We start from the raw sequence: 26,440 nt of genomic DNA on the forward strand, positions 1-26,440 counted from the left end.
GTGAATAAGCCAACGAAGCCCTTCTTTTTTAAGCTATTTTTTCGAAGCAGACGGAGTTTTCAGGCCTTTCAGTCAGCTTTCTCCTTCAGCAGGTCTTCGAGCTTGAGCAGTTCGTCACGATATTGGGCTGCCTGGATGAATTCCAGCTTCTTGGCGGCATCCTGCATCAGTTTGCGGGTACGCTCGATGCTCTTCTCAAGCTGCGGACGGCTCATGTACTCCACCACAGGGTCGGCAGCCATGCTGGCATAGTCCGGTTCCACGTATGCCTTCGGTTCCCGGGTATCGGCTTGAGTCTCCTCTCCTGCCCCCAACAGGGCTGCCGTGGTACGTGCCTTCTTGATTTGTTGCGGTGTGATGCCGTGTTCCTCATTGTATGCCAACTGCTTGGCACGCCGACGATTCGTCTCGTCAATCGTCTGTTGCATGCTGTCGGTGATTTTATCGGCATACATGATTACCTTTCCGTTGACATTGCGGGCTGCACGTCCTGCCGTCTGCGTCAGCGAACGGTGACTGCGCAGGAAACCCTCCTTGTCCGCATCGAGGATGGCAACGAGCGACACTTCCGGCAGGTCCAGTCCTTCACGCAACAGGTTTACCCCGATAAGTACGTCATAGATGCCTTGGCGCAAGTCGTCCATGATCTTCACCCGTTCCAGTGTGTCGACATCACTATGGATATAGTTGCAACGTACCTCGTTGCGTGCCAGGTAGTCTGTCAGTTCCTCCGCCATGCGCTTGGTCAGCGTGGTCACCAGCACACGCTCGTTTTTCTCAATGCGTTGCTGGATTTCCTCCATCAGGTCGTCGATCTGGTTCAGACTGGGACGTACCTCAATGACCGGGTCAAGCAGCCCCGTGGGACGGATTACCTGCTCCACCACGACGCCCTCGCTCTTCTCCAGTTCATAGTCTGCCGGAGTGGCACTCACATAGATGACTTGTTTGGCAAGCTCTTCAAACTCTTCGAATTTCAGCGGACGGTTGTCAAGTGCAGCCGGAAGCCGGAAGCCATAATCCACCAGATTGGTCTTACGGGCACGGTCTCCTCCGTACATGGCACGTATCTGCGGCACACTCACGTGGCTCTCATCGATAACAATGAGGAAGTCGTCGGGAAAGAAATCCAGCAAACAGTAAGGACGGGTACCGGCAGCGCGTCCGTCAAAATAACGGGAGTAGTTCTCAATGCCCGAACAGTGACCCAGCTCACGAATCATCTCCATGTCATACGTCACACGTTCATACAGGCGTTTGGCTTCGAAAGGCTTGCCTATCTCCTTGAAGTATTCCACCTGTTTCGTCAGGTCGTCCTCTATCTGATGGATGGCACGCAAGGTACTCTCCTTGGTTGTCATGAAAAGGTTTGCCGGATAGATGCGGAACTCGTCATAGTCCATGATGCGGTGCCCGCTCACGGGGTCTACTTCCTCGATGGCATCAATCTCATCATCCCAGAATACGACCCGCAACAGGTTGTCACTGTATGCCAGGAAGATGTCTACCGTATCTCCTTTCACACGGAAATTGCCGCGGTTCAGGTCCATGTCGTTGCGCACGTAGAGGCTGTCGACCAACCGGCGCAGGAAGACGTTCCGGTCGATTTTCTGTCCACGACGTACATCGATGACATTGTCGTAAAAGTCTGCCGGGTTGCCCATGCCGTAGATGCATGACACTGACGAGACCACCACCACATCCTTCCGTCCGGAGAGCAGAGCCGACGTGGCAGCCAGACGCAACTTGTCTATCTCGTCATTGATGGCAAGGTCCTTCTCGATATACGTGTCCGTCGAAGGCAGATAAGCCTCCGGCTGGTAATAGTCGTAATAGGAAACGTAATATTCCACCGCATTGTGCGGGAAGAAGTTCTTGAACTCGCCGTAAAGCTGTGCGGCAAGGGTCTTGTTGTGACTCAGGATAAGCGTCGGCTTGTTGACATTCTTGATGACGTTGGCAATGGTGAACGTCTTGCCCGAGCCGGTCACTCCCAGCAGGGTCTGTGCAGGTGCTCCCTCCAGTACTCCTTCTGTCAGTTGTGCGATAGCCTCCGGCTGGTCACCGGTAGGCTGATAATCAGATACCAATTCAAAGTCCATAACTCATCTCCTCCTTCATTGGTTAGGAAGTGCAAAGTTATGGATTTTCACCGATACCACCGCGCATCCCCTCATGAGGAATAGCAAAAAAGCAACACAGCCCCACCTTAACGATGGAGCTGTGACACAACTATTGCGAATGGGATTCTTATTGGTTCATGGAGTCTTCCAAGGTACGGATTTGCTCTTCCAGTACCTGCAAGTCCGCTTTCAGCTTGTCGACCTTGCGGTTGATTTCGTTGACCAGGCTGTTGCCCTTCTTGGACGCTGCCGTGAGGAAGCCCAGGTTATTTTCATACGTCTGTATTTCACTCTTCTTGGCTTCATACTGACGGATCAGCCGCTCGCGCTCGCGCTGCATGCTGTTGCCCTCCTTGCCTGCCATTTCCTTCACGTTGGAACGGAAGTTGGTCATCCGACGTTGGGCTGCGGTCAAGTTGAGTCGGTCAAACAGTTCATCGACCAGCTTGTGGAACTCCTTGTAGAGCTTGTCTTTGTCACGGAAAGGCACATGTCCCGTATTGTTCCATTCCTTGATGGCATCGCGGACGGTCTTTTCCGTATTTTCATCATCGGGCTGTTCCACGAGCGCCTTCAGACGTGCCAGGATACCCCGCTTCGTCTCCAGGTTATCCAGTTCGGCAGAATGCTGGGACGAGGTGGCACGCTTCTTCTGCTCAAAGAAATAGTCACAGGCAGAGATGAAGCGCTTCCATACGGCATCCGAATATTTCTTCTGTACGGGACCGATGGTCTTCCACTCTTTTTGCAGACGCGTCAGCTTGTCACCGGTCTCCTTCCAGTCAGTGCTGTCCTTCAAGGCCTCAGCCTGTTCGCAGAGTGCCTTTTTCTTGGCAAGGTTGTTGAGTAACTCCTCTTTGAGCAACTTGAAGTACTCTCCCTTGCGCTTGAAGAAGTCATCACAGGCCCGGCGGAAGCGTTCGAAGATTTTGACGTTCATCTTCTGCGGGGCAAACCCGATGGTCTTCCACTTGGCTTGCAGGGCAAGTATTTCCTGGGTCTTGTTTTCCCAGTCGAGGAAAGTCTTCAGCTTGTCATACTCCGTTGCCTCCACAATCTCACAGATGACCGTCTTCTGGTCCAGGTTGTGTTGTTCTTCGGCCTTCAGCTGTTCGAAGTGCTGCTGATGCCGACGGTTGACAGCCGTAGACGCAGCCTTGAAACGTGCCCAGACACTCTCCCGCAGCTCTTTCGCCACAGGTCCCGTGTCGCGGAACTCCTGATGGAGCTTTTGCAGCTGGTGGAAGGCAGACACCACGTCCGGTTCGTCAGCCAGCCGTTCGGCAGCCTCACAGAGGTGCGTCTTTATTTCGAGATTCTTTTTGAAGTCATATTCGCGGAACTCATTGTTCAGTTTCAGGATGTCATAGAACTTCTCCACCTGCACCTGGTAGCTACGCCAGAGTTCATTCACCTTGTTGGCAGGCACCAGCTTGATGTCGTTCCACTCCTGTTGCAGTTGTTTGAAGGTTGCATAACTCTTGTTTGCATCTTCAGGACTCTCTATCAGCTCTTTCAGCTTTTCAATGATGGCAAGCTTCTTCTGAAGGTTCTCTTCCTTCAGCTGTTCCTGCTGTGCCATCAGCGCATTCCGTTTCTCCTTGATGTCCTTCATCACCTCCTTGTAGGTCTCCTCGTCGGGGTCGGGTGCAGGGACAAAGTCCTCTTCCGTTCCTCCGTTTTCGACGAACGCTTTGCGGGCGGCATCAGTCTCAGCCTTATGCAGTTTGTAGAAGTTCTGTTTCAGGAAGTCCAGTTCAGCCTTGTCGGCATGCTCGATGTCCTGAGCCAGTTCTTTCAAACGTTCAATCACTTCGGCTTTGGATGATTTCAGTTCATAGGTCGCTGCTTTTTCATTTTCCATATCCGCAGTGTCGAGATTCTCGGTTTGGGGAGTTTCTTCGGGAGCTGCTTGTCTTGTGTGTTCTTCCAATTCCTCTGGTTGCAGAGCGGCATTGGTATTAAGAGAGTCCGTCATTGTTGAAAAACGTTTTTAGTTATCGGGATCCTTCTTCCCACTGTGGTTAGTTAAGCTTGACCGGTGCTCAAACCTGTCAGTCAACAAACCTGCACGGACGGCAACTGGAGCGTCCGATGGCTGCTTGTCAACCGACTCTGTCGGGCACAGGCAAAACTTCAGTCGAATAATAACGACAAATTAAAGCAATAATCTTTTTATATCATAACAAAAACTTAGGTTTTTTGCGGTTTAGGCCAATAATTCAGTCACTCCCATGTAAATCATCATGCCAATGATGTCGTTTGTAATGGAAATGAAGGGCCCGGTGGCGATGGCGGGGTCAATCTTCAGCTTCTCCAGGGTCATGGGGACAAGTGTGCCGAAGATGGAGGCGAACATGACCACACAGAACAGGCTGATGGAGACCGAATAGGTCACGGTGCTGGTGGCTCCGAACCGTACGAAGTTGTAGATATAGACCAGCATGGATATGATGGTAGCATTGATCAGTGCCACGACAGCCTCCTTCGCGATTTGCTCAAATGTCCGTCCTGCATCGAGCGAACTGTTCGCCAATCCCTGCACGACGAGCGCCGAGGACTGTGTACCGACGTTTCCGCCCGTACCACCGATGAGGGGGATGTAAAGTGCCATTTCGGGATGGGCAGCAAACACGCTGTCGAAATTTCCAAGTATCAACGAGTTGCAGATACCTCCAATCATACCGATGAGCAGCCAGGGAAGACGGGCACTAGTCTGACGGAACACGCTGTCATGTGTCTCGACATCCTGCGAGAGACCGGAAGCCAACTGGTAGTCACGTTCCGCCTGTTCGCGCACCTCATCCATGACGTCATCGACAGTGATGCGCCCCACCAGACGTCCGATGCTGTCGACCACCGGGACAGCCACGAGGTCATACTTCTCGATAATCTGCACCACCTCCTCGACAGGCGTGTCGACATGCACCGACACGGGGTCCTTCTTCATCACGTGCTTCACCTTCGACACCGAAGGACTGGTAATCATCTTCTTCAGTGGGAACACACCGCGCAGGCGTTCATCGTCGTCAATGACATAGACATAATAAATCTCGTCCATCTCCTCGGCCTGCAGCCTCATCTCACGCAGACATTCGGGCATACTCCAGTTCTCGTTGACGGTGACCATCTCCGTACCCATGAGACCGCCGGCAGTGTCCTCGTCATATTTCAACAGGTCGACGATGTCCCCTGCCTGCTCGATGTCCTCAATGTGCGAGAGGACCTCTTCCTGCTTGTCTTCGTCCATGTCGCGGATGATGTCGACGGCATCATCAGAGTCCATGTAGTCGACGAAACGCTTGGCAATGGTTTCCGACGGGAGGATGTCCAGATATTTCTTACGGGCGTCCTCGTCCATCTCGATGAGCACGTCGGCAGCCTTCTCGTTGTCCAGCTGATGGAAGATGAAACGTGCCTCGTCGGTATCCAGCTCACTGCACAGCTCGGCAAGGTCGGCAGGGTGAAGGTCGGCCAGCCGCTCTTTCAGCTGTACCGCATCTTTCTGCTCGATGAGTTCGCTGATTTCGTGAATGAAGTCTTTCTCTATTTCCATGATGGTTATGCTTCTTTCTCCGTCGGAGTTTCAGCCAAAGCCTGCGCCACCCGGTTGGTCAACCCGATGAAGTCGGCTACGGACAGCTGCTCGGGACGCTTGTTGAACAGCTCGTCGGCACAGAGCGGATGGTCCTTGCCCAGAATCGGCTTGATGGAGTTGCGCAGTGTCTTGCGGCGTTGGTTGAAGGTCGTTTTCACTATCTGTTTGAAGAGTCTCTCGTCGCATCCCAGCGAGGTGGTTTCATTGCGCGTCATGCGAATGACGGCACTCTTCACCTTGGGAGGCGGATTGAACACATGCTCGTGTACGGTGAAAAGATATTCCACCCGATACCATGCCTGGATGAGCACGCTCAGGATGCCATAGGTCTTGCTGCCTGGTCCTGCCGCGATGCGCTCTGCGACCTCTTTCTGTATCATGCCTGTGCAGCAGGGGATGAGATCCTTGTAGTCGAGCATCTTGAAAAATATCTGACTGGAGATGTTGTAGGGGTAGTTGCCTGTCAGGACGAAAGGACGCCCCTCGAACAGTTCCCGCAAATCCATCTTCAGGAAGTCACACTCGATGATGTTGCCCTCCAGCGCCGGAAAGTTCTCATGCAGGTAAGCCACCGACTCATAATCCAGCTCCACCACCTTGACCGGTCGTTGCTTGGGCAGGAGGAACTGTGTCAGCACGCCCATGCCGGGTCCTACCTCGAGAATGGGAATGTCGGGACAAGCATCGACCGTGTCGGCAATATCTTGTGCGATGGTTAAGTCTCTCAGAAAATGCTGTCCCAGGAATTTTTTAGGTTTCACCAATCTCATAGCCTTATTTTATGGTAGTTTTGTATGTGGTTTGTCTCTATCCTTATATCTTTGCATCAATTTGCAACACGCAAAGGTACATAGATTCACATAAAATTAAGATAACAACTGTTGAAAAAGATACTAAATACCTGCCTGAAGATTGTATTCCCGTTCGTGCTGGGAGGCGCCATCCTCTACCGTACTTACCGCGACTTTGACCTTTCCCGTGTGGGCGATTACCTGTGGAACCTCGACTGGTTCTGGATGACAGTCTCGCTCCTTTTCGGTATCCTGAGCCATGTGTTGCGCGGATGGCGGTGGAGGCAGACACTGGAACCGATGGGGGAACATGCCCGAATGAACAACTGTGTCAACGCCATCTTCGTGTCCTATGCCAGCAACATGATTATCCCCCGACTGGGAGAGATTTCGCGTTGCGGCATCCTCTCGAAGTATGACGGAGTCTCGTTCTCCAAAGCCCTGGGGACAGTGGTCACCGAACGGCTCATCGACTCGCTCTGCGTCCTGCTCATCATCGGGGCTACCCTGCTGCTCAACATACACATCTTCGATGCCTTCTTTGCCAAGACGGGCAGCAACTTCAGCTCCATCAGCGAAGCCCTTTCTTCACCTATATTATATATAGTCGGCGTATCGGTGCTGGCCTTCCTCCTTCTCCTCTATTTCCTGGTGCGCAAGCTGGCTTTCTTCGGACGCATCAAGGGCATCATGTACAACGTATGGGAGGGAGTGCTCTCGCTGCGCAAGGTGAAGAACCTGCCACTGTTCATCTTCTATACGGCAGCCATCTGGCTCTGCTATTTCCTCCACTTCTACCTGGCATTCTACTGTTTCGACTTTTCCGCCCACCTGGGTTGGGTGGCAGGACTTGCCATGTTCGTGGCAGGCAGTATCGCCGTGCTTGTACCTACCCCCAATGGAGCCGGTCCGTGGCACTTTGCCATCATCTCCATGATGAGCCTTTATGGCGTAAGTTGGGAAAATGCAGGAATTTTTGCACTGATTGTGCATGGAATCCAAACTTTATTGATAATTTTGTTAGGCGTTTATGGATTAGCCATACTTGCGTTTACCAACAAGAAGTAATTCGAGCGGAAAGGAGGACCGTCTGCTATCATTTTGACAGTTCTCCAATTCGTCAAGCCATACATTTAAACCTTAAAACACATGAGTACAATTTTGTCATTAGCTCCACAGAATGTGTGGAAACATTTCTACGGACTGACCCGTGTTCCCCGTCCTTCGGGTTTCCTAGCACCGGTTCAGCAGTTCTTACTCGACTTTGCAAAGAGCGCAGGTGTCGAGGCTGTCAAGGATGAAGCCGGCAACATCATCATGCGCAAGCCTGCCACTCCCGGTATGGAAGACTGCAAAGGCGTGATTCTCCAGGCACACATGGACATGGTTCCCCAGAAGAACAACGACACCGTGCACGATTTTGAGAAAGACCCGATCGAGACCTACATCGACGGCGAATGGGTGAAAGCCCGTGGCACGACACTGGGTTCGGACAACGGTATGGGTGTTGCAGCCATCATGGCCGTGATGGAAGACAAGACGCTGAAGCACGGTCCGTTGGAAGCTCTCATCACGGCTGATGAGGAAACCGGCATGTTCGGTGCATTCGGTCTGAAACCCGGAAGCCTGAAGGGAGAGATTCTCCTGAACCTGGATTCGGAAGACGAGGGCGAACTCTACATCGGTTGTGCCGGTGGAGTGGATGTGACAGCCACCTTGCAATACAAGGAAGCTGAGGTAGACCCGGAAGACGTGGCCATCAAACTGACCCTCAAAGGGCTGCGTGGCGGACACTCCGGTCTGGAAATCAATCAGGGCCGTGCCAATGCCAACAAGTTGCTGGTACGTTTCGTCCGTGAAGCCATCGCTGAATATGAAGCACGCCTGGCAAGCTGGAAGGGCGGCAACATGCGCAATGCCATTCCCCGCGAAGCAGATGCCGTGCTGACGCTGCCTGCTGAGAACGTCGACGAATTGCTGGAGCTGGTGAAAGAGTATGAAGAACTCTTCAACGAAGAATATCATGCCATCGAGACACCCATCACCTTCAAGGCCGAACGTACAGAATTGCCGAAGGGAGTTGTGCCCGAAGAGATTCAGGACAACCTCGTGGATGCCATCTATGCCTGCCAGAACGGTGTTTGCCGCATGATTCCGACCATCCCCGACACCGTAGAGACATCGTCCAACCTCTCCATCGTTACCATTGACGGAGGTCAGGCACAATTCTGCCTCCTGGTGCGCAGCTCTTCGGAATCCATGAAGGAATACCTTGCCACTTCGCTCGAAAGCTGTTTCTCCATGGCAGGCATGAAAGTCGAGATGAGCGGAAGCTACTCCGGTTGGAATCCTGACGTAGAGTCTCCCATCCTCAAGGCGATGGTAAAATCATACGAAGAGCAGTTCGGAGCAGAGCCTGCCGTGAAGGTCGTGCATGCAGGATTGGAGTGTGGCATCATCGGTGCCATCATTCCCGGTCTGGACATGATTTCATTCGGACCGACACTCCGTTCACCCCACTCACCCGACGAACGTGTATTGATCCCGACCGTGAAGAAGTTCTATGACTTCCTCGTGGCAACCCTGGCAAACACGCCGAAGAAGGTCTGACACTTTCCCATCGGCTCGCCGACTGACGGGCCGTCCCTGTATACCTGACGCAGGATGACATGGAACTGAAATCCATGACGTCCTGCGTCATTTCTTTTATCCGGTCATCAGACCGCCTCATCAATCGCAGCATTCACAAAATCCAGGAAGGGCTTCATCACCTGAAAGACCTCGGCGGAACGTTCCAGCCAGTCCGCAGAAGTAAAAAAGGACTCGGGGACAGGATGAAAACACGAATAGTCCTTGCAACGGATGTACTCCGGATAAGGGAAATCCTTCGGGAAACCCTTGGGGACTGTTTTCACATGCGTCTCGCCGATGACGGGGAACAACGTGTGGAACGGGTCAGACCCGACGATGGCATGAAATTCCTCGGGCTGCTCACAGATACTCTGACGCACGGCACGCAGCACGTCTGACGGCAGACAGTATGACCCGCCGGCAAGCATGCAGTTTTCAGGCTCCAGGTGGAAATAGTAGCCACCCTGGAACGCCTTCTTCCCCTTGGCATTGATATAAGCGCCAAAATGACGTTTATAGGGAGACTTGTCCGGAGAGAAACGGGTGTCACGGTAAAAACGATAGGTACAATCCCCCACACCGAGGTATTGCACAGCCGGGTCAAACACGGTAATGCGGGCAATCAGTTCAGCCACCATACTCTCGAAGGCTGCACGGGCGGCATCATACTCCTCGCGGTGTTCGTGAAACCACTCGCGGTTGTTGTGTACGGCTATATCACGTAAGAATTGCAGGCACAAGGCTGCACGGGAATCATCTGCTTGTTTCATAGAAGGTCGGTATTTGTTTCCCGCAAAAATAGACATTCCCGTTGAATTGACCATACCTGCACCCCACCCTGAGAATATCAGAATGACAGCATTCCCGCCTCTTCTCTTGACAGAATCACCCAAAGTACCTCTTTCAGCTAACGCGCCTTTTTTGAAAAACCGACCAAAGTAGGTTATTTTAAGAATATCCATGCAACTCCGAACGCATATATATTCCAAAGCAGCCCCAAACTTGCATATTCATGCACTCAAACAATATTGTTTGAGGAGAGCAAACACAAGTGTTTGACACGTGAAACAATATTGTTTGACGACCCAAACAATATTGTTTCGTCAGCCGAACACTTGTGTTTGCCTCTCCAAAGTCCAATTTTATACTTGTAATACATTTGTTTGCAAACTTTCACCTCCAGTTTGTACGACGGATACGTCTTGTGGGAACTATCATTCAGCCAATATTATCCATCTCAAACAAGCAATATTTCATTCCACAAGCCATATTTCAATCAGAATTACATTCAAGAAAGCCAATCAGCATCAATCTGCATTTTGCGAATCGCCTGAAAATTCAAAAAAATCCATCAAGCCTTATTTTGGTGCAAGGAAGGGCACTCTCAAGCGATTCGTTTGACACTTTGACAAATTGACAAAAGGATGGAAGCCTGTATGATGAATGATTATTAATCTTCAGGCATGGGAACGACAAGAACAGACTCACTGCAACGGATACCGTAGAATACGTCACGAACCCGCCCCTGCTGGGGTATCAGAATACCTTTCTCTACCAGATCTTTTATATCGCGTGCTGCTGTATCTGGTGATACCTTTACACGTTTTGCCCAATTCTTAACCGTCAGTTTACCGGGATAACCGTCCAAATATAGATTCAAGACCTCACGCTGTCGTTCAGACAGAACTGTTTCGGCATGGGTTTGCCAGAATATAGCCTTATTAAGAACCTTCGACAATGTTTCGTCGGATTGCTCAATGGAACGGAGCAAACAGTCAAGATACCAGATAATCCATTCCGTAATCTCGCAATCTCCCTTTTGCGTTTTCTCTAGTATATTGTAATACTGTTTTTTATCCTTGTTTATCTGATGGGAAATACTGAAGAAACGCATCTTTGAGTTTTCAGCCTGTGAAAGTGCCATATCAGCAATAGCTCGTCCGATTCGTCCGTTTCCATCATCGAAAGGATGAATGCAGACAAACCACAAGTGGGCTATCGCTGATTTTACATAACCATTATGTACATTTGAATTAAACCAGTCCAGAAACCGATTCATTTCTTCGCCTATTTTTTCAGGAGCAGGCGCTACATAATGTACTTTTTCCCGACCGAACATTCCAGAAACAACTTTCATCTCTCCACTACGGTATCGGGCTACATCTATTTTTGTTGGACCACTCCATCCGGTAGGAAACAGGCAGTTGTGCCAGCCGAAAAGCCTTTCATGGGTAAGCGGACTGTTGAAATTGACGGTTGCGTCAAGTGCCATTTCAACGACTCCGTCTATATATCGTGAGGATTCGGTCGGATTCGGTAGTTGCACTCCGAGTTTGCGGGCTACAGATAAACGTACCTGCTCACTGTTCAATTCCACTCCTTCAATTTCAGATGATGCAATGATGTCATGAGAGATGGACTCAACTACGGCAGACATCTTGTCGTTAAAGCCTATTACACTGAGGCGTCCCATCAGATAACCGACAGCCTTGTTTACCTTGTTCAGTTTCTCACCTACAAGTTCCTTGTTCCACGAGAAGGAAGGCCATTCTTTATGTTCATGTATATACATAGGTATCACTGCTTTTTGCAAATATACGGTTTTGCAGACAACTAACCGCAAAATTTGCGGCTTATCATCCGCACAAAACAGTAAAACCATTATTTATCAGTATTTCTAGATAGAATTTATGAAATGCTTGTCAGCTCGTCCGGAATTTAAATTACATATTTGTACAAAACCACATTTTTTCGACCGAACTTTTGCCCTAAAACAACACTTTTCCTACCGAACTTACGCTTCAAACGAACAAGAACCCCACATCAAGAATGACTAAGATTCTCTATTGAAACGCATCAGATTGAAAAAAGATAGCAAATACAAGGCTGGTTTGTTGGAATTATTCCTAAAATCATCCTACATTCGTGGACAATATGCCGGACATCATGGGACACCAATGCCCTGCGCAGCTTGATGGAAGTTTGTCCGGACCGTATGAATGGCAATTCATCTTCGTACCGGTAAAAGAACTTTTTACTTTATGCTATAAAACTACCTTGTTATGAAAAATTGGAAATCAGTACTCTTAGGAGTTGTGATGGGTGCCAGCACCCTGACCCTCGCCGCGCAGGACGACGGGGGTGTGTCGGAATTCGGAACCCCTTATCACTGGGAAAAAGGAACCATCGTCGTAGAATCACCTGAACGTCCTGCGGGTCAGGAATCCGTACTGGGTCTGACTGTCCCCAAGATGGGTGTAGTCAGAGTCGGCTTTGTCGGACTCGGCATGAGAGGTCCGGGTGCCGTCGAACGTTTCACCCATATTCCCGGTACACAAATCGTGGCACTTTGCGACTACGAACGTTCACGGGCGGAAGCTTGTCAGTCCTATCTCCGGAAAGCCAATTTCGCTCCCGCTGCCATCTATTCGGGTGAAAAAGGCTACGAGGAACTGTGCAAACGCCCCGACATCGACCTCGTCTACATCGCAGCCGACTGGCTTCACCACTTCCCCATCGCCAAATGTGCGCTGGAGAATGGCAAGAACGTAGCGATTGAAGTGCCTTCCGCGATGAACCTCAAGGAATGCTGGGCACTGGTAAACCTGAGCGAAAAGACGCGCAAACACTGCATGATTCTCGAAAACTGCTGCTATGACTGGTTTGAAATGAACTCTCTCAACATGGCACAACACGGTGTCTTCGGCGAGGTGCTCCGCGTGCAGGGAGCTTACATCCATAACCTGGATGATTTCTGGCCCTACTATTGGAAGACGGACGCCAATGACAAACTCGGCTGGCGTCTGCGTTACAACATGAATCACCGTGGAGATGCCTACCCCACGCACGGCCTGGGACCCGTCGCTCAAGTGCTGAACATCCACCGCGGAGACCGCATGAAGACACTTGTGGCAATGGACACGAAGTCGGTCCACGGTAAGGAACTCGTAGAGAAGTATTCGGGTGAGAAATGTGAGAACTTCCGCAACGGAGACCACACGACCACCATGATCCGCACGGAAAACGGAAAGGTCATCGAAATCCAGCACAACGTGATGACTCCGCAACCCTACAACCGGCTCTACCAGCTGACCGGTACACGGGGATTCGCCAACAAATATCCCATTGAAGGCTATGCCCTCGATGCTTCGCAGATGAAGGATGCCGGTGTACAGCCGCAGGTAGACAACCTGAACAGCCACTCCTTCCTGTCGGACAAAGACCGTCAGGCTCTCGAAACCAAATACCAGCATCCCATCTTGAAGAAATATGGTGAAATGGCGAAGGAAGTCGGTGGTCACGGTGGCATGGACTTCATCATGGATGCCCGGCTCGTGTACTGCCTCCAGAATGGCCTTCCCCTCGACATGGATGTGTATGACCTTGCCGAATGGTGTGCACTGGCAGAACTGGGCAGCATCTCGATGGACAACAACTGTGCCTCTGTCGCCTTCCCCGACTTCACACGTGGTCACTGGAACGATGTGAAAGGTTATCGTCACGCGTATGCCACTCCTGAAGCTGAAGCCGAAGCCTTGCGCATCGCCCAGGAAGCAACGGCACGCCTGAAACAGGGCAACGAAAAGGCATGGGCCAAGTATGACAAGGCACTTGCCAAAGCGAAAAAGCAACAGGCAAAAGAGAAATAATCTGCTGAATGTGATTCTCTGAAGCAGACACCTCGTACAACAAGAAAGCACCCGATGGAAGGCTGAGCGTCTCCATCGGGTGCTTTCTTATGATTCAATGAATGTCTGTCAATTCAGCTTGCAGGGAATCTTATTCCACAACAACCGGTCTGTACTTCGGAACGAGTGCCTTCATGATGCACCAGCCGATGAGGTAAGCCACGGCGCAGACGCAGAAGATGATGAAGTAACCTGCCTCCTTGCCCTGGAAGCCCATGAAGACCATCTGGGTGGCATCCGAATAGTCGAACAGGGTACCTGAACACTTGTTGATGAGGAACGAGCCCAGACCACCTGCCATACCACCGATACCGGTAATGGTAGCCACGGCAGTGTTGGGGAACATGTCGCCGACTACCGAGAAGATGTTAGCCGACCAGGACTGGTGGGCAGCACCGGCAATACCGATAATGATGATCGGGAACCAGTAGGAATAGCTTCCCAACGGTTGTGCCAACAGGGCGAGCAAGGGGAAGAGGGCAAAAATGAACATCGCCTGCATACGGGCTGCGTATGGATTCTTGCCGGTACGGTTGATGATGATGGTCGGCAGCTTACCGCCATAGATGGAGAGCATCGTGATGGCATAAAGCACGAAGATGAGCAACTGTGCCGTGGGGCTGTCGGATGAGAATCCGTATACGTCGGAGATGTAAGCCGGTGTCCAGAAGAGGAAGAACCACCACACACCGTCGGTCATGAACTTACCTACGGCAAACGCCCAGGTCTGACGGAACTTCAGGCACTGCCAGAAAGAGAGCTTCTTCTCTTCCTTGCGGTTCTCGGCTGCACTCTTGGCAGCTGCCTCTTCGTCTTCGCGGTCCTGCTCGATGTAAGCCAGCTCGGCCTTGTTGACGAAGCGGTTCTCATGCGGCTTCTTGTAGAGGAACATCCAGAAACCCATCCAGATGAAGCCCAACGCACCGATAACGATGAAAGCCATCTCCCAACCGTTACCGACACCGATTTCCTGGAAGTAACGTGCCAAAGGCGGGATGCTCACCGGAGCGGCAAGGGCACCCACTGTGGCACCTGCATTGAAGATGGAGGTAGAGAAGGCACGGTCTTTTTTCGGGAAATATTCGGCAGTCACCTTGATGGCGGCGGGGAAGTTTCCGGCTTCACCCACACCCAGGATGATACGTGCGGCAATGAAGTAATAAACACTGACAATTGCAATCGTCGAAGCGACAGCGCCGCCAGCGGAAAGCATCTCAGTTGTGGTATGGATGCCTACGGTATGTTCCGTGGCCCATCCGCAGAGGGCGTGTGCACAGGCACCCAGCGACCAGACACCGATCGCCCACAAATATCCTTTTTTTGTTCCCATCCAGTCGATGAAACGGCCGGCGAACAAGTTGGCAATGGCATATACGATGGAGAAAATAGCGGTGATATCACCGTAGTTACTATCCGTCCAGTGGAACTCAGGAGCAATGAAGTCCTTCCACGTTAGAGACAAGACCTGCCGGTCCATGTAATTGACAGTCGTAGCGAAGAAAAGCATGGCACAGATGATCCAACGGTAATTGGTCATCTTGTCATTTCGTAATGTACTCATAATACTAATTTAGGTTTTATTGTTTTAAATTGTTTTTCGAGATTTGCGCCCAAAGGTACATTTTCTTGATGAATAACGGTTACAAAAATGCCGACTTTTTTGTTTTATTAAATACGATTTCTCATAGAAATGAGCCGCAATCCCTAAATTTGCAACTATTATCACATAACTCGTTACTATGAAACACTTAAAATCATTTGCGCTGCTCGGCTGCGCCCTGTTCTTTTCTTTAACATCTTCTGCCCAATCGCCCAAAGTCGACACGGAAGCTCCGTGGTCGGTGCGTATGGCAGAATCGGAGATGATACGTTGCCCGGAAGCCTGGCAACTGGACTTCCAACCCCGCCTCAAATGGGATTACTGCCACGGTGTGGAGCTGGGGGCTTTTCTCAACCTGTATGACGCTTACGGCGACAAGCGGTATTACGACTATACCCTGCAATACTGCGACACGATGGTACACGACGACGGAAGCATCGAGACCTACCGTCCCTCCGAACTGAGTCTGGACCGCATCAACACTGGTAAAATCTTTTTCCGTATTTACGAACAGACGAAAGACATCAAGTATAAGAAAGCGCTTGACATGCTCCGTGCACAGCTCACCTGTCAGCCACGCACCAAGGAAGGGGGATTCTGGCACAAGCTGGTCTACCCGAACCAGATGTGGCTGGACGGCATCTACATGGGTTCGCCGTTCTATGCCGAATATGCGTTCCGCAACAACCGGCCCGAAGACTATCAGGACGTCATCCGTCAGTTTGTGGTCTGCGCACGACACACCTACGACCCGGCGACGGGACTGTACCGCCATGCCTGGGACGAAGCCCGCAAGCAACCTTGGGCGGACAAGAAGACCGGACAGTCGCCTCACACCTGGGGACGCGCCATGGGCTGGTATGCCATGGCACTGGTCGACGCGCTGGAGTTCATCCCCAAGCATGAACCGGGACGCGAAGAGGTGATGGACATCCTCGACAACGTAGTGACCCAGATAGCCCGCTGGCAGGACAAGGAGAGCGGCTTGTGGTATCAGGTCATCGACCGCAGCGGCGACGAAGGCAACTACCTGGAGTCGTCCGTCTCGACCATGTTCATCTATACGTTATATAAGGGAGTCCGTCTGGGACTGATTGACCCCACCTACCTTGCCGTTGCCGAGAAGGGCTACCAGGGTGTGCTGAAACACTTTATCGAGGTCGACGAGAACGGAGTGGTCTCGCTCACACAGACCTGTGCCGTTGCCGGACTGGGAGGCAATCCCTACCGCTCGGGAGACTATGACTACTACATCCACGAGAAGGTACGCGCCAACGACCCCAAGGCAGTAGGTCCGTTCATCAACGCCAGCCTGGAACGTGAAAGACTGAAAGAGAAAAGATAATCAGAAAGACAAACTCAAAACCTCAACTGAAAATGAAACAACTGGGAATGCTATTGCTCGGCCTGCTGCTGGGCGTGACAAGTTATGCCGCCACGGATACCCCCGACACACTGGTCGTGGCACGCGACGGTTCGGGCAAGTTCCGTAACCTGTGGGAAGCCATCGAGGACTGCCGTGCCTTCATGGACTACCACAAAGTGATTTACGTCAAGAAGGGCGTCTACAAGGAGAAAGTCATCATACCGTCCTGGCTCACGAACATCGAGATACTCGGCGAGGACCGCGACGAGACCATCATCACCTATGACGACCACGCCAACATCCGCCTTGCCGGGCACGACACGAACATGGGCACCTTCCGTACCTACACGGTCAAGGTGGAGGGCAGTGACATCACCTTCAGGAACATCACCATCGAGAACAATGCCGCACAGAAGGGACAGGCCGTGGCACTCCACACCGAGGGCGACCGGCTGAAGTTCGTCAACTGCCGCATCCTGGGCAATCAGGACACCATCTACACCGGAGTGGCAGGCACCCGGCTTTACTTCGCCGACTGCTACATCGACGGGACTACCGACTTCATCTTCGGTCCGTCGACCGCCTGGTTCGAACGCTGCACCCTCCACAGCAAGCGCGACTCCTATGTCACGGCTGCCTCCACCCCGAAGGAAATCCGTTACGGCTACGTGTTCAATCATTGCAAGCTGACGGCTGAGCCGGAGGTGAAACGTGTCTTCCTCGGACGTCCGTGGCGTCCGTATGCCTACACCCTCTTCATGAACTGCGAACTGGGCGGGCACATCGTGGCTAAAGGCTGGCACAACTGGGGCAAGGCGTCCAATGAACAGACGGCACGCTATGCCGAATATCACAATACGGGGGCAGGTGCCGCTACCGGAGAACGTGCCCCGTGGAGCCGTCAGCTCACCGACAAGGAGGCTGCCGGAATCACACTGGAACGGGTATTCTCCATTCAGGATACCTGGAACCCACTCGACTGATACGCTGACCAACGAACACAATCATCATGCAAATCAAATATCCTTTACTGGCACTCGTCGTCTGTGCGTCAACCGGACTCCATGCGCAACAGCAGGAGCCGCTCATCCCCACGGTGGAGATTCCCGCCGGAAGCTTCTACATGGGTGGTTCGGGCATCGGTGAGAACTACGACGAGGCGCCGATGCACCGCGTGACCATCTCACGCCCCTTCCGTATGGGCATTACTGAAGTGACCAATGCCCAGTATGAACAGTTCCGCCCGGAGCACAAGGCATTGCGGGGCAAACGCGGCTTCTCGTCGGGGGACGACGAAGCGGTGGTCTTCGTGAGCTATGACGATGCCGTGGCATTCTGCCGCTGGCTCTCGGAACGGGAGGGAAAGACTTACCGCCTGCCCACCGAGGCCGAATGGGAATATGCCTGCCGCGCCGGGACGCTCTACAACTTCTACATGGGCGACAAGCTGCTGAAGCCCTACATGAAGAACCAGGAAGTGGCGACCACCTTGAAACAGGTGTCGCTGCAAGTGGGTCAGACACCTGCCAACCCCTGGGGACTGTATGACATGAGCGGCAACGTCGAGGAGTGGTGTGCCGACTGGTACGGTCCCTACATGCCTTCTGCCCAGACTGACCCCGTGGGCTATGCCGACGGTCTCTACCGGGTGACGCGGGGCGGCAGCCACAACACACCGACCCAGTACCTGCGTTCGGGCAACCGCTCCGCCATGATACCGGAGGACAAGTTCGTGCACGTGGGCTTCCGCGTGGTACAGGCTGACTATCCGACGACGGAACCGCTGCCCGTCATCCCGGACACGTATGCCTACACCGTGAGCCACGAACCGTGCGACTGGGAAGCCCAACGGGGGGACACCCCGGTGTTCGACCCCTACATCGTCTACGTGAAAGAGCCGGCACCCGGTTCGGGCACCCCGTTCTACAGCCACAACCACCAGCCTGCCATCACCTGGTGTCCGAACGGCGACCTGCTCGCCATCTGGTTCTCCACCAATGATGAGAAGGGACGGGAGCTGACAGTCCTCTCCTCCCGCCTGCGCCGCGGCAGCACGGAGTGGGAACCTGCCCGCCTGTTTTTCAAGGTGCCCGACCGCAACATGACCGGCTCCGCCCTGTTCCATGACGGGAACGGCACCCTCTACCACATCAACGGCGTGGAGGCGCTGGGCGGATGGAAGAACCTCGCCATGACCCTGCGCACCAGCACGGACAACGGTGCCACGTGGACACGTCCGCGCATCATCGCTCCCGAACACACGTTGCGCCACCAGGTCATTGCCGGCACGATGATGACCCGCGAAGGCTGGCTCGTGCAAGCTTGTGACGCCGGCTCGGGCGGCAGCGACGGAGCAGCCGTCCACATCAGCAAGGATAAGGGACAGACCTGGACCGACCCGTGGGATGGAAAGCCCCTGCCGACCTTTGCCGAAGGGGCGACGGGAAGTACCATCGCCGGCATCCACGCCGGAGTGGTCCAGCTGAATGACGGACGCCTCATGGCACTGGGACGCAACAACAACATCAAGGACAAGGAAGGCCGCCTGCGCATGCCCATGAGCCTTTCAGACGACATGGGCAAGACATGGACCTACCATGCCTCGGAACTTCCGCCCATCGACGGGGGACAACGGCTGGTGCTGATGCGCCTCAACGAGGGGCCGCTCCTGCTGGTTTCGTTCACCGGGCACCCCTTCCGCACGTCCGACCGTGACAGCGAGCTGTGGTTCACCGACCCCGACGGACACCGTTTCCGCGGGCACGGACTGTATGCCGCTGTCTCCTACGACGAAGGCAAGACGTGGGACACCCGCCGTCTGTTGACCGACGGACGCCGCCAGCTCCTGAATGCCGGAGCATGGACCCAGTGGTTCGAGGCGGACGCCACCCATGCCGAGCCACGCGGCTACCTTGCCGCCACCCAGACGCCCGACGGCATGATACACCTCGTCAGCAGCCGCTTCTACTACCGCTTCAACCTGGCCTGGCTGGAAGCAGTGAAGAAGTAAGGGACAGACGAGCACAAACCGGCACATAGACAGACCTAAGTATGATACTTAGCCTACCTAAGTATTATACTTAGGCTGCCAAAGTATTATACTTAGGTCTGCATAAGCCCGGCTTAGTCCGGGTACTTCCCGGCTTCATATCCGACTGAAGCCGTATCCTTGCACCGGACAAACTTACTTCATCGCCTGCGCCTTCCGATACTCGTTGGGCGACATGCCTACGTTCCGCTTGAAAAGACGGTTGAAATGCTGGGAATACTGGAAGCCGAGGTCGTCGGCAATCTGGGAGACGGTCTTGTCCGTGCCGAGCAGGAAGTCTTTCGCCGTGTCGATGATTTTCGCCTGGATGTATTCCTGCGGCGTCTTTCCGGTCGACTTCTTGATCAGGTCACCGAAGTAGTTGGGCGACAGGAAGACGCGCTCGGCAAAATATTTCACACTGGGCAGCCCTTCCGTCTGCACCATCCCCGTCCGGAAATAGTCGTCGAGGAGCGCCTCGAAGCGGGTCAGCACATCCAGGTTCGACTGGGTGCGGGTGACAAACTGACGGTTGTAGAAACGCATGCAATAGTCCAGCAGCAACTGGATGTTCCGCGCAATCAGCCGCTTGCTCAACCTGTCTATCGGACGTTCCAGCTCCATCCTTATCTTTGCCAGACAGTCGAGGATGATGCACTTCTCGTCGTCCGAGAGATGCAATGCCTCGGTGGAATTGTAAGAGAAGAACGAGTAGGACTTGATTTCCTGACCGAGGGACGTCCCCTTAATCAGGTCGGGATGGAACACAATGCCGCGTGCCGTCGGGTTAACCCCTTCGGTGAGCGAAACCTCGATGACCTGTCCGGGAGCAAAGCTGACGATGGTCCCGTCTTCGTAGTCATAGACCTGCCGTCCGTAGCGGATGTCCCCGCACTTGGTCTCTTTCAGCAGCAGGGCATACACCCCATAGTTAATGGTAAAGTGGGAAGGATGGCACTGTGCCTGCGACATGTCCACCACGCTCACCAGCGGATGGAGCGTCTCCAGACCGAACAGCTTGTTGTATTGATCGACCGTGTCGAGATGGATAATTTCTTCATTCATAACATAGAGCCATTAGCGTGTGACAAAAATACACATTTTATCGTACCTTTGCCCCATCTAAACCAAAATCCTCCAACGTATGAAAGAGACCTACTGGAAATATTCACTCATCATCCTCATCATCGGACTGGGCATCCTCCTGTTCCGTCAGGCACAACCGTTCATGAACGGCATCCTGGGCGGCTTCACGCTGTACCTGCTGTTGCGCAATCCGACCCACTGGCTGCAACAGAAGATGAACGGTTCGCTTGCCGTCTGGCTGGTGACACTGGGCACGACCCTCTTCATCCTCATCCCGCTGTCACTCTTCAGCTGGGCAGTCATCCGCCAGCTGTCGGGGCTACACTTCGACACACAGAGCATCATCGAACCGACCAAGCAGGTCATTGCCATCATCAAGGAGCGGACGGGCTACGACTTGTTCTCGGAGCAGACCCTGTCGTTCGTCGTGGCACAGGCTTCCTCCATCGGGCAGTCGGTCATGAGCGGCGTGAGTGACTTCGTCATCAACCTCTGCGTCGCCATCATGCTGCTCTTCTTCATGCTTTCCGGCGGACGCGCGATGGAGCACTACATCTCCACGGTCCTCCCCTTCCGCGAGGAAAACAAGCGCGAAGTGCTCGACAAGGTGCAGCTCATCGTCCGTTCCAATGCCATCGGCATCCCTCTGCTCGCCATCATCCAGGGCGTCATCTCGTTGGGCGGTTACCTGCTCAGCGGCGCCCCCAATCCGGTGCTGGCTGCCATGCTGACGGCTTTCGCATCCATTATCCCCATCATCGGGACGACCATCATCTGGGTCCCCATCTCCATCTATTTCCTGCTGATGGGCGACTGGGTGCATGCCTTGATTCTCCTTGCCTACGGCGGACTGATTGTGGCACAGAGCGACAACCTGATCCGCTTCATCCTGCAGAAGAAGATGGCAAACATCCATCCCCTTATCACCATCTTCGGTGTCGTGGCGGGCTTGCCCATCTTCGGCTTCATGGGCATCATCTTCGGACCGCTCATCGTGTCGCTCTTCCTGCTCTTCGTCGAGATGTTCCGCAAGGAGTATCTGTTGAATGAGTAAACCGCAACCTGCATAAAACCCCAATCGGACATCAGACAGCTCAATGTCTAATGACCGATTGGGGTTTAAAGTGTCGGATTTGCTTCCCGTCACAGCAACAGCCGTTGCAGCTCGTCCAAGTCGTTGACGATGTAAGTCGCACCTTCCGCCTCGAACTCCTGGCGACTGCCATAACCGTAGAGCACACCTACGGAGTCGAGACCTACGGCACGGGCACCGAGGATGTCGTGCTTGCGGTCGCCAATCATGACGATTTGCGAAGGGTCGGTCAGGCCGTTGCACTGCATGACGTAGCGGATGACCTCTTCCTTGGTGCGGCGCGTGGCATCGTCCCGTCCGCCGACAAAGGCGAAACGGTCGGCAATGCCGAAATGACGCAGCACAAGGTCTGCCATGCGTTGCGGCTTCGAGGTCGCCACCATCAGGGTCTTCCCTGCCCGACGTGCCGCGTCGAGAAAGTCCGTGATGCCGGGATAGAGGGCATTCTCATACACCCCCGTCACCTCATAACGTTCGCGGTACTTCTTCACCGCCTCATCCGCCTGTTGCGGCGTGAAGTGGTAGAACTCCTGAAAGGAGTCTTCCAGCGGAGGACCGACGAAGCAGAGCAAATCGTCCGGATTGCTGACCGTGATGCCGAACGCCTCCAGGGCGTATTGCGCCGAACGGACTATGCCGGGCGCGGAGTCGGAAATAGTTCCGTCGAGGTCGAGAAACAAGTAAGGATAGGTTTTCATGCTTTCTTTTCCAGTTCTTGCAGGTTTTCCATTTTCTTGGTTTCGAGAAATTCATAGATGCCGCAGAGGTGCTCGCGCACACGCTGATGCCCGAACTCGTAGACCTTCGTCACCAGTCCGTCGAGGAAATCGCGGTCGTGCGAGACGACGATGAGCGTCCCGTCAAAGTCCATCAACGCCTGCTTGAGGATGTCCTTGGTCTTCATGTCGAGATGGTTCGTCGGCTCGTCCAGGATGAGCAGGTTCACCGGTTCCAGCAGGAGCTTGATCATGGCAAGGCGGGTGCGCTCGCCGCCGGAGAGGACCTTCACCTTCTTCGTGCTCTCTTCGCCACCGAACATGAACGCACCGAGCAGGTCGCGTATCTTATTGCGTATCTCCCCTTTCGCCACGTCGTCGATGGTCTGGAACACCGTCAGGTTCTCGTCGAGCAAGGATGCCTGGTTCTGCGCGAAGTAGCCAATCCGTACGTTGTGTCCCAGTGTCAGCGTCCCTTCATGCTCCAGTTCGCCCATGATGCACTTGACCAGCGTGGACTTGCCTTCGCCGTTACGTCCCACGAACGCCACCTTGTCTCCCCGTTCCACCGTCAGCGTGGCATTCCGGAAGACGACGTGGTCGCCGTACGCCTTGCCCACCCCTTCCATGATGACCGGGTAGCTGCCGCTGCGTGGCGAGGGCGGGAACTTGAGCCGCAAGGCGGACGTGTCTTCCTCGTCCACCTCCACCAGCTCCAGCTTCTCCAGCATCTTAACGCGGCTCTGCACCTGGAGTGTCTTGCTGTACGTCCCCTTGAAACGCTCGATGAAGTCCTTCGTCTCCTGAATCATCTTCTGCTGCTCCTCGTACTGCTTCATCTGCTGTTCGCGGCGTTCCTTGCGCAGCTCCAGGTAGTGGGAGTAGTTCACCTTGTAGTCATAGATACGTCCCATGGTCACCTCGATGGTGCGCGTGGTGATGTTGTCCACGAACTTACGGTCGTGACTGATGACAATGACCGCCTTCCCGCTGTTGATCAGGAAGTCCTCCAGCCACTGGATGGACTCGATGTCGAGGTGGTTCGTCGGCTCGTCGAGCAAGAGCACGTCCGGGTTCTGCAACAGGAGCTTCGCCAGCTCGATGCGCATGCGCCATCCTCCGCTGAAGTCACTCGTGGGGCGTGCGAAGTCGGTGCGCTCGAAACCCAGTCCGAGCAACGTCTTCTCCACATCCTCCTCGAAGTGCGTGAGGTCGATGGCATAGAACTTCTCGCTCATCGACGCCACTCGCTCAATCAGTGCCATGTAGTCGTCGCTCTCATAGTCGGTGCGGGTGGTGAGCTCCTCATTCAGCCGGTTGATTTCCGCCTCCATCTCGTGCAGGTGGGCAAACGCCTGCGAAGCCTCTTCGAACACCGTCCTCCCATCCTCGGTCATGAGGTGTTGCGGAAGATAAGCCACCGTGCAGTCCTTGGGCACACCGACGTGTCCGCGTGTAGGCTGACGCACGCCTGCCAGAATCTTCAGCAGGGTACTCTTTCCGGCACCATTCTTCCCCATGAGGGCAATGCGGTCTTTCTCGTTAATCTGGAAACTGATGTCACTGAACAGGGTAGTTCCGCCGAACTCTACGGCAAGTCCTTCTACAGATATCATTAAGTTTATGCGTTTTTAGGTTTGTGCGTGCAAAAGTACGAAGAACATTTCAATTGACAATTGACAATTGACAATTGGAAACGATTATCAATTGAAATGATTGTAAATACGAAATTCTTTTTATCTTTGCGGCAACCAATTAAACAGAAATCCTATGAAGAAAATTGTGAGAACGTATGTATGCCCCTTGTGTGGCAGAGTGGTAGAGACTGACGGAACCGAACAGAACCCGCCTTATTGCTGTCATGAACCCATGATGCTCGAAAAGGAGGAAGAAGTGGAAGAAGAAGACTGACAGACACCCGACGGTGTCATCGGACATCACTCAAAAGGACAGGACGGTCTGGCATGAGCCATTCCATCCTGTCCTTTCTGTATAATAATGGATTGCCAAACGTCCAATGCCGAACATCCAACGCCGAACGGCAATTGTCAATTGTCCATTGTCAATTGTCAATTGAAACCGGTTATCCCATCTTTCCCGTCAGGTAGGAACGGGTACGCTCGTCCTTCGGGTTGGAGAACATCACACTGGAGTCATCGTACTCGATGAGTTCGCCCAGATACATGAACATGGAATAGTCAGAGATGCGTTTTGCCTGCGACATGTTGTGGGTCACAATCATGATGGTCACCTCGTTCTTCAGCTGCACGAGCAGGTCCTCGATGTACTTGGTGGCAATGGGGTCGAGCGCCGACGTCGGTTCGTCCATCAGCAGGATGTCCGGTTGGAGTGCCAGCGAACGGGCAATGCACAGGCGCTGCTGCTGTCCGCCCGAGAGGAAGGTTCCCCGCTTGGTGAGCGAATCTTTCACTTCGTCCCACAGCATGACATTGCGCAGGTTGCGCTCCACAATCTCATCCTTCTCCCCCTTCGACAACTTGATGCCGTTGAGGATGTAACCCGCCAGCACATTGTCGTAGATGTTCATCGTGGGGAAAGGATTCGGACGCTGGAACACCATGCCCACCCGCCGACGTTCCTCCGTGGGGTGCATCAACAGGATGTTCTCGCCGTTGAGCAGGATTTCACCGGTCACATGGATGGCCTTGTACAGCTCGTGCATGCGGTTCACGGCACGGAGCAGGGTGCTCTTGCCACACCCCGAAGGTCCCATGATGGCCGTGATGGTGTTCTTTGCCACGTCGGCTGTCACGTGCTTCACGGCAAGTTTGTTCGAGCCGTAAGCGATGGATACGTCTTTTATCTGAAGGATAGGGTCTTTTATACTTTCCATTTCTTTTGAATTCTTTTAGCTAACAAGTTGAGGCATAATACGAAGGTGAGGAGGAAGAGGGAAGCTCCCCAGATGAGGCTCTGCAGGTTGGGGTCGTTGAAGAACTCCCAAATCATGAGGGGAACGGCTGACATGGGTCGGCTGATGTTCCAGCTGATGGCTGCTCCACCCAGGGCGGTGAACATCAGCGGGGCAGTCTCGCCGATGACGCGCGAGATGGCGAGCAGGATTCCGGTGAAGATACTGCCGAACGCCGAGGGGAGCATCACCTGCAGCATCACGCGCCAGTAGCTTCCGCCCAGGGCAAGACCTGCCTCTTTTAGAGTCTCGGGCAGGATGTTCATGGTCTCCTCGGTGGAACGGATGATGAGCGGCAGCATCATGATGAACAGCGCCACACTGCCGGCAAAGCCCGAATAGCCCTTCATCGGCACGACCACCCAGATGTAGACAATGATACCGATGATGATGGAGGGCGTACCCTGCAACAGGTCGGTGATGTAGCTCACCGTCGTGGCAAACCAGTTTCCCTTGTATTCCGAAAGGCAGATTCCGCAGAAGATGCCCACCGGAATGGCGATGACCGCAGCCACGACGAGCATGAGGAACGTGCCGACGATGCCGTTGGCAATACCGCCCGGCAACGCCTCGCCTGCCGACATCGCCATCATCGCCTCGTAGGCGTTGGGCGTCGCCTCGGTCAGGAAGGTCCAGGAGAGCTGCTTCCAGCCCCGCACCAGCACTTCGCCCAGAATCGCCAGCAACGGGATGGCTGTCAGGGCGGCAAAGAAGCAGACCACGAAGTAGAGCAGACGGTTCTTGAAGATGCGTACTTGTAGGTTTTTATCTTGTAACATAACTATCTG

At 53.5% G+C, this 26,440-nt stretch carries 20 protein-coding genes; 8 read left to right on the forward strand and 12 right to left on the reverse strand.

Annotated features, from left to right (window positions below):
* Positions 1-68: 68 nt before the first annotated feature.
* From uvrB to rsmA, 4 genes are all read right to left on the reverse strand, one after another.
* Complete coding sequence (gene uvrB / locus M3087_RS09470; protein ID WP_249095278.1) at positions 69-2,102, reverse strand: excinuclease ABC subunit UvrB; 2,034 nt, start codon at positions 2,100-2,102, stop codon at positions 69-71.
* A gap of 148 nt (positions 2,103-2,250) precedes the next feature.
* Positions 2,251-4,101 carry a DUF349 domain-containing protein gene (locus tag M3087_RS09475; protein WP_022384666.1) on the reverse strand — a complete coding sequence of 617 codons (1,851 nt, stop codon included), beginning with the start codon at positions 4,099-4,101 and terminating at the stop codon, positions 2,251-2,253.
* 231 nt (positions 4,102-4,332) lie between these two features.
* Positions 4,333-5,679 (reverse strand): magnesium transporter, encoded by a 1,347-nt coding sequence (gene mgtE / locus M3087_RS09480; protein ID WP_022384667.1) that lies wholly within the window; start codon positions 5,677-5,679, stop codon positions 4,333-4,335.
* 5 nt (positions 5,680-5,684) lie between these two features.
* On the reverse strand, positions 5,685-6,491 hold the full coding sequence (gene rsmA / locus M3087_RS09485; RefSeq protein WP_249095280.1) for a 16S rRNA (adenine(1518)-N(6)/adenine(1519)-N(6))-dimethyltransferase RsmA: 807 nt from the start codon (positions 6,489-6,491) through the stop codon (positions 5,685-5,687).
* 111 nt (positions 6,492-6,602) lie between these two features.
* Between rsmA and M3087_RS09490 the strand changes: the two genes are divergently transcribed.
* Together M3087_RS09490 and M3087_RS09495 are read left to right on the forward strand one after the other, a co-directional pair.
* Positions 6,603-7,580, forward strand: coding sequence for a lysylphosphatidylglycerol synthase transmembrane domain-containing protein (locus M3087_RS09490; protein ID WP_106625442.1), 978 nt, complete (start codon positions 6,603-6,605; stop codon positions 7,578-7,580).
* An 81-nt stretch (positions 7,581-7,661) separates the two neighbouring features.
* Positions 7,662-9,122 carry an aminoacyl-histidine dipeptidase gene (locus M3087_RS09495; RefSeq protein ID WP_022384670.1) on the forward strand — a complete coding sequence of 487 codons (1,461 nt, stop codon included), beginning with the start codon at positions 7,662-7,664 and terminating at the stop codon, positions 9,120-9,122.
* A gap of 107 nt (positions 9,123-9,229) precedes the next feature.
* Here M3087_RS09495 and M3087_RS09500 read toward each other — a convergent pair whose 3' ends face one another.
* Complete coding sequence (locus M3087_RS09500; protein ID WP_249095282.1) at positions 9,230-9,913, reverse strand: DUF2461 domain-containing protein; 684 nt, start codon at positions 9,911-9,913, stop codon at positions 9,230-9,232.
* Positions 9,914-10,593: 680 nt separating this feature from the next.
* Positions 10,594-11,805, reverse strand: coding sequence for a Fic family protein (locus M3087_RS09505; RefSeq protein ID WP_249095284.1), 1,212 nt, complete (start codon positions 11,803-11,805; stop codon positions 10,594-10,596).
* 400 nt (positions 11,806-12,205) lie between these two features.
* On the opposite strand from M3087_RS09505, the gene M3087_RS09510 reads away from it, so the two are divergent.
* The gene (locus tag M3087_RS09510) at positions 12,206-13,792 is read left to right on the forward strand and encodes a Gfo/Idh/MocA family protein (protein ID WP_249095286.1); all 1,587 of its coding nucleotides are present in this window, start codon (positions 12,206-12,208) and stop codon (positions 13,790-13,792) included.
* 130 nt (positions 13,793-13,922) lie between these two features.
* On the opposite strand, the gene M3087_RS09515 is transcribed toward M3087_RS09510, so the two are convergent.
* Entirely contained in the window at positions 13,923-15,392 is a 1,470-nt protein-coding gene (locus M3087_RS09515; protein WP_249095287.1) for an MFS transporter, read from the reverse strand.
* Between the two features lie 286 nt (positions 15,393-15,678).
* Here M3087_RS09515 and M3087_RS09520 point away from each other — a divergent pair, with 286 nt between their 5' ends.
* Genes M3087_RS09520 through M3087_RS09530 form a run of 3 tightly spaced genes read left to right on the forward strand, consistent with a single transcriptional unit; the run spans position 15,679 to position 19,807 of the window.
* Positions 15,679-16,776, forward strand: coding sequence for a glycoside hydrolase family 105 protein (locus tag M3087_RS09520; RefSeq protein WP_410797003.1), 1,098 nt, complete (start codon positions 15,679-15,681; stop codon positions 16,774-16,776).
* 32 nt (positions 16,777-16,808) lie between these two features.
* Positions 16,809-17,780 (forward strand): pectinesterase family protein, encoded by a 972-nt coding sequence (locus M3087_RS09525; protein ID WP_022384421.1) that lies wholly within the window; start codon positions 16,809-16,811, stop codon positions 17,778-17,780.
* 26 nt (positions 17,781-17,806) lie between these two features.
* Positions 17,807-19,807: an SUMF1/EgtB/PvdO family nonheme iron enzyme gene (locus M3087_RS09530; protein ID WP_249095289.1), complete on the forward strand. Its 2,001-nt coding sequence runs from the start codon at positions 17,807-17,809 to the stop codon at positions 19,805-19,807.
* Positions 19,808-19,981: 174 nt separating this feature from the next.
* Here the strand turns inward: M3087_RS09530 and M3087_RS09535 are convergent, their stop codons facing one another.
* Positions 19,982-20,890 (reverse strand): helix-turn-helix domain-containing protein, encoded by a 909-nt coding sequence (locus tag M3087_RS09535; protein WP_249095291.1) that lies wholly within the window; start codon positions 20,888-20,890, stop codon positions 19,982-19,984.
* A 79-nt stretch (positions 20,891-20,969) separates the two neighbouring features.
* Between M3087_RS09535 and M3087_RS09540 the strand changes: the two genes are divergently transcribed.
* The gene (locus M3087_RS09540; protein ID WP_022384424.1) at positions 20,970-21,965 is read left to right on the forward strand and encodes an AI-2E family transporter; all 996 of its coding nucleotides are present in this window, start codon (positions 20,970-20,972) and stop codon (positions 21,963-21,965) included.
* Positions 21,966-22,054: 89 nt separating this feature from the next.
* Here M3087_RS09540 and M3087_RS09545 read toward each other — a convergent pair whose 3' ends face one another.
* Both M3087_RS09545 and M3087_RS09550 read right to left on the reverse strand, forming a co-directional pair.
* Entirely contained in the window at positions 22,055-22,702 is a 648-nt protein-coding gene (locus M3087_RS09545) for an HAD-IA family hydrolase (protein WP_249095294.1), read from the reverse strand.
* Positions 22,699-24,336, reverse strand: coding sequence for an ABC-F family ATP-binding cassette domain-containing protein (locus tag M3087_RS09550; RefSeq protein WP_249095297.1), 1,638 nt, complete (start codon positions 24,334-24,336; stop codon positions 22,699-22,701). Before M3087_RS09550 ends, M3087_RS09545 begins: the two co-directional genes overlap by 4 nt.
* 154 nt (positions 24,337-24,490) lie before the next feature.
* On the opposite strand from M3087_RS09550, the gene M3087_RS09555 reads away from it, so the two are divergent.
* A complete protein-coding gene (locus tag M3087_RS09555) occupies positions 24,491-24,631 on the forward strand; it encodes a hypothetical protein (protein ID WP_022384427.1) in 141 nt (46 codons plus the stop codon).
* A gap of 172 nt (positions 24,632-24,803) precedes the next feature.
* Here M3087_RS09555 and M3087_RS09560 read toward each other — a convergent pair whose 3' ends face one another.
* Both M3087_RS09560 and pstA read right to left on the reverse strand, forming a co-directional pair.
* Complete coding sequence (locus M3087_RS09560) at positions 24,804-25,574, reverse strand: phosphate ABC transporter ATP-binding protein (protein WP_022384428.1); 771 nt, start codon at positions 25,572-25,574, stop codon at positions 24,804-24,806.
* Positions 25,562-26,431, reverse strand: a complete 870-nt coding sequence (pstA, locus tag M3087_RS09565) for a phosphate ABC transporter permease PstA (RefSeq protein WP_022384429.1) — start codon at positions 26,429-26,431, stop codon at positions 25,562-25,564. The genes M3087_RS09560 and pstA overlap by 13 nt, the downstream gene beginning before the upstream one ends.
* Between the last annotated feature and the right edge of the window lie 9 nt (positions 26,432-26,440).

The sequence above is a fragment of the Mediterranea sp. ET5 genome, from assembly GCF_023337025.1.
Lineage (GTDB): Bacteria > Bacteroidota > Bacteroidia > Bacteroidales > Bacteroidaceae > Phocaeicola_A.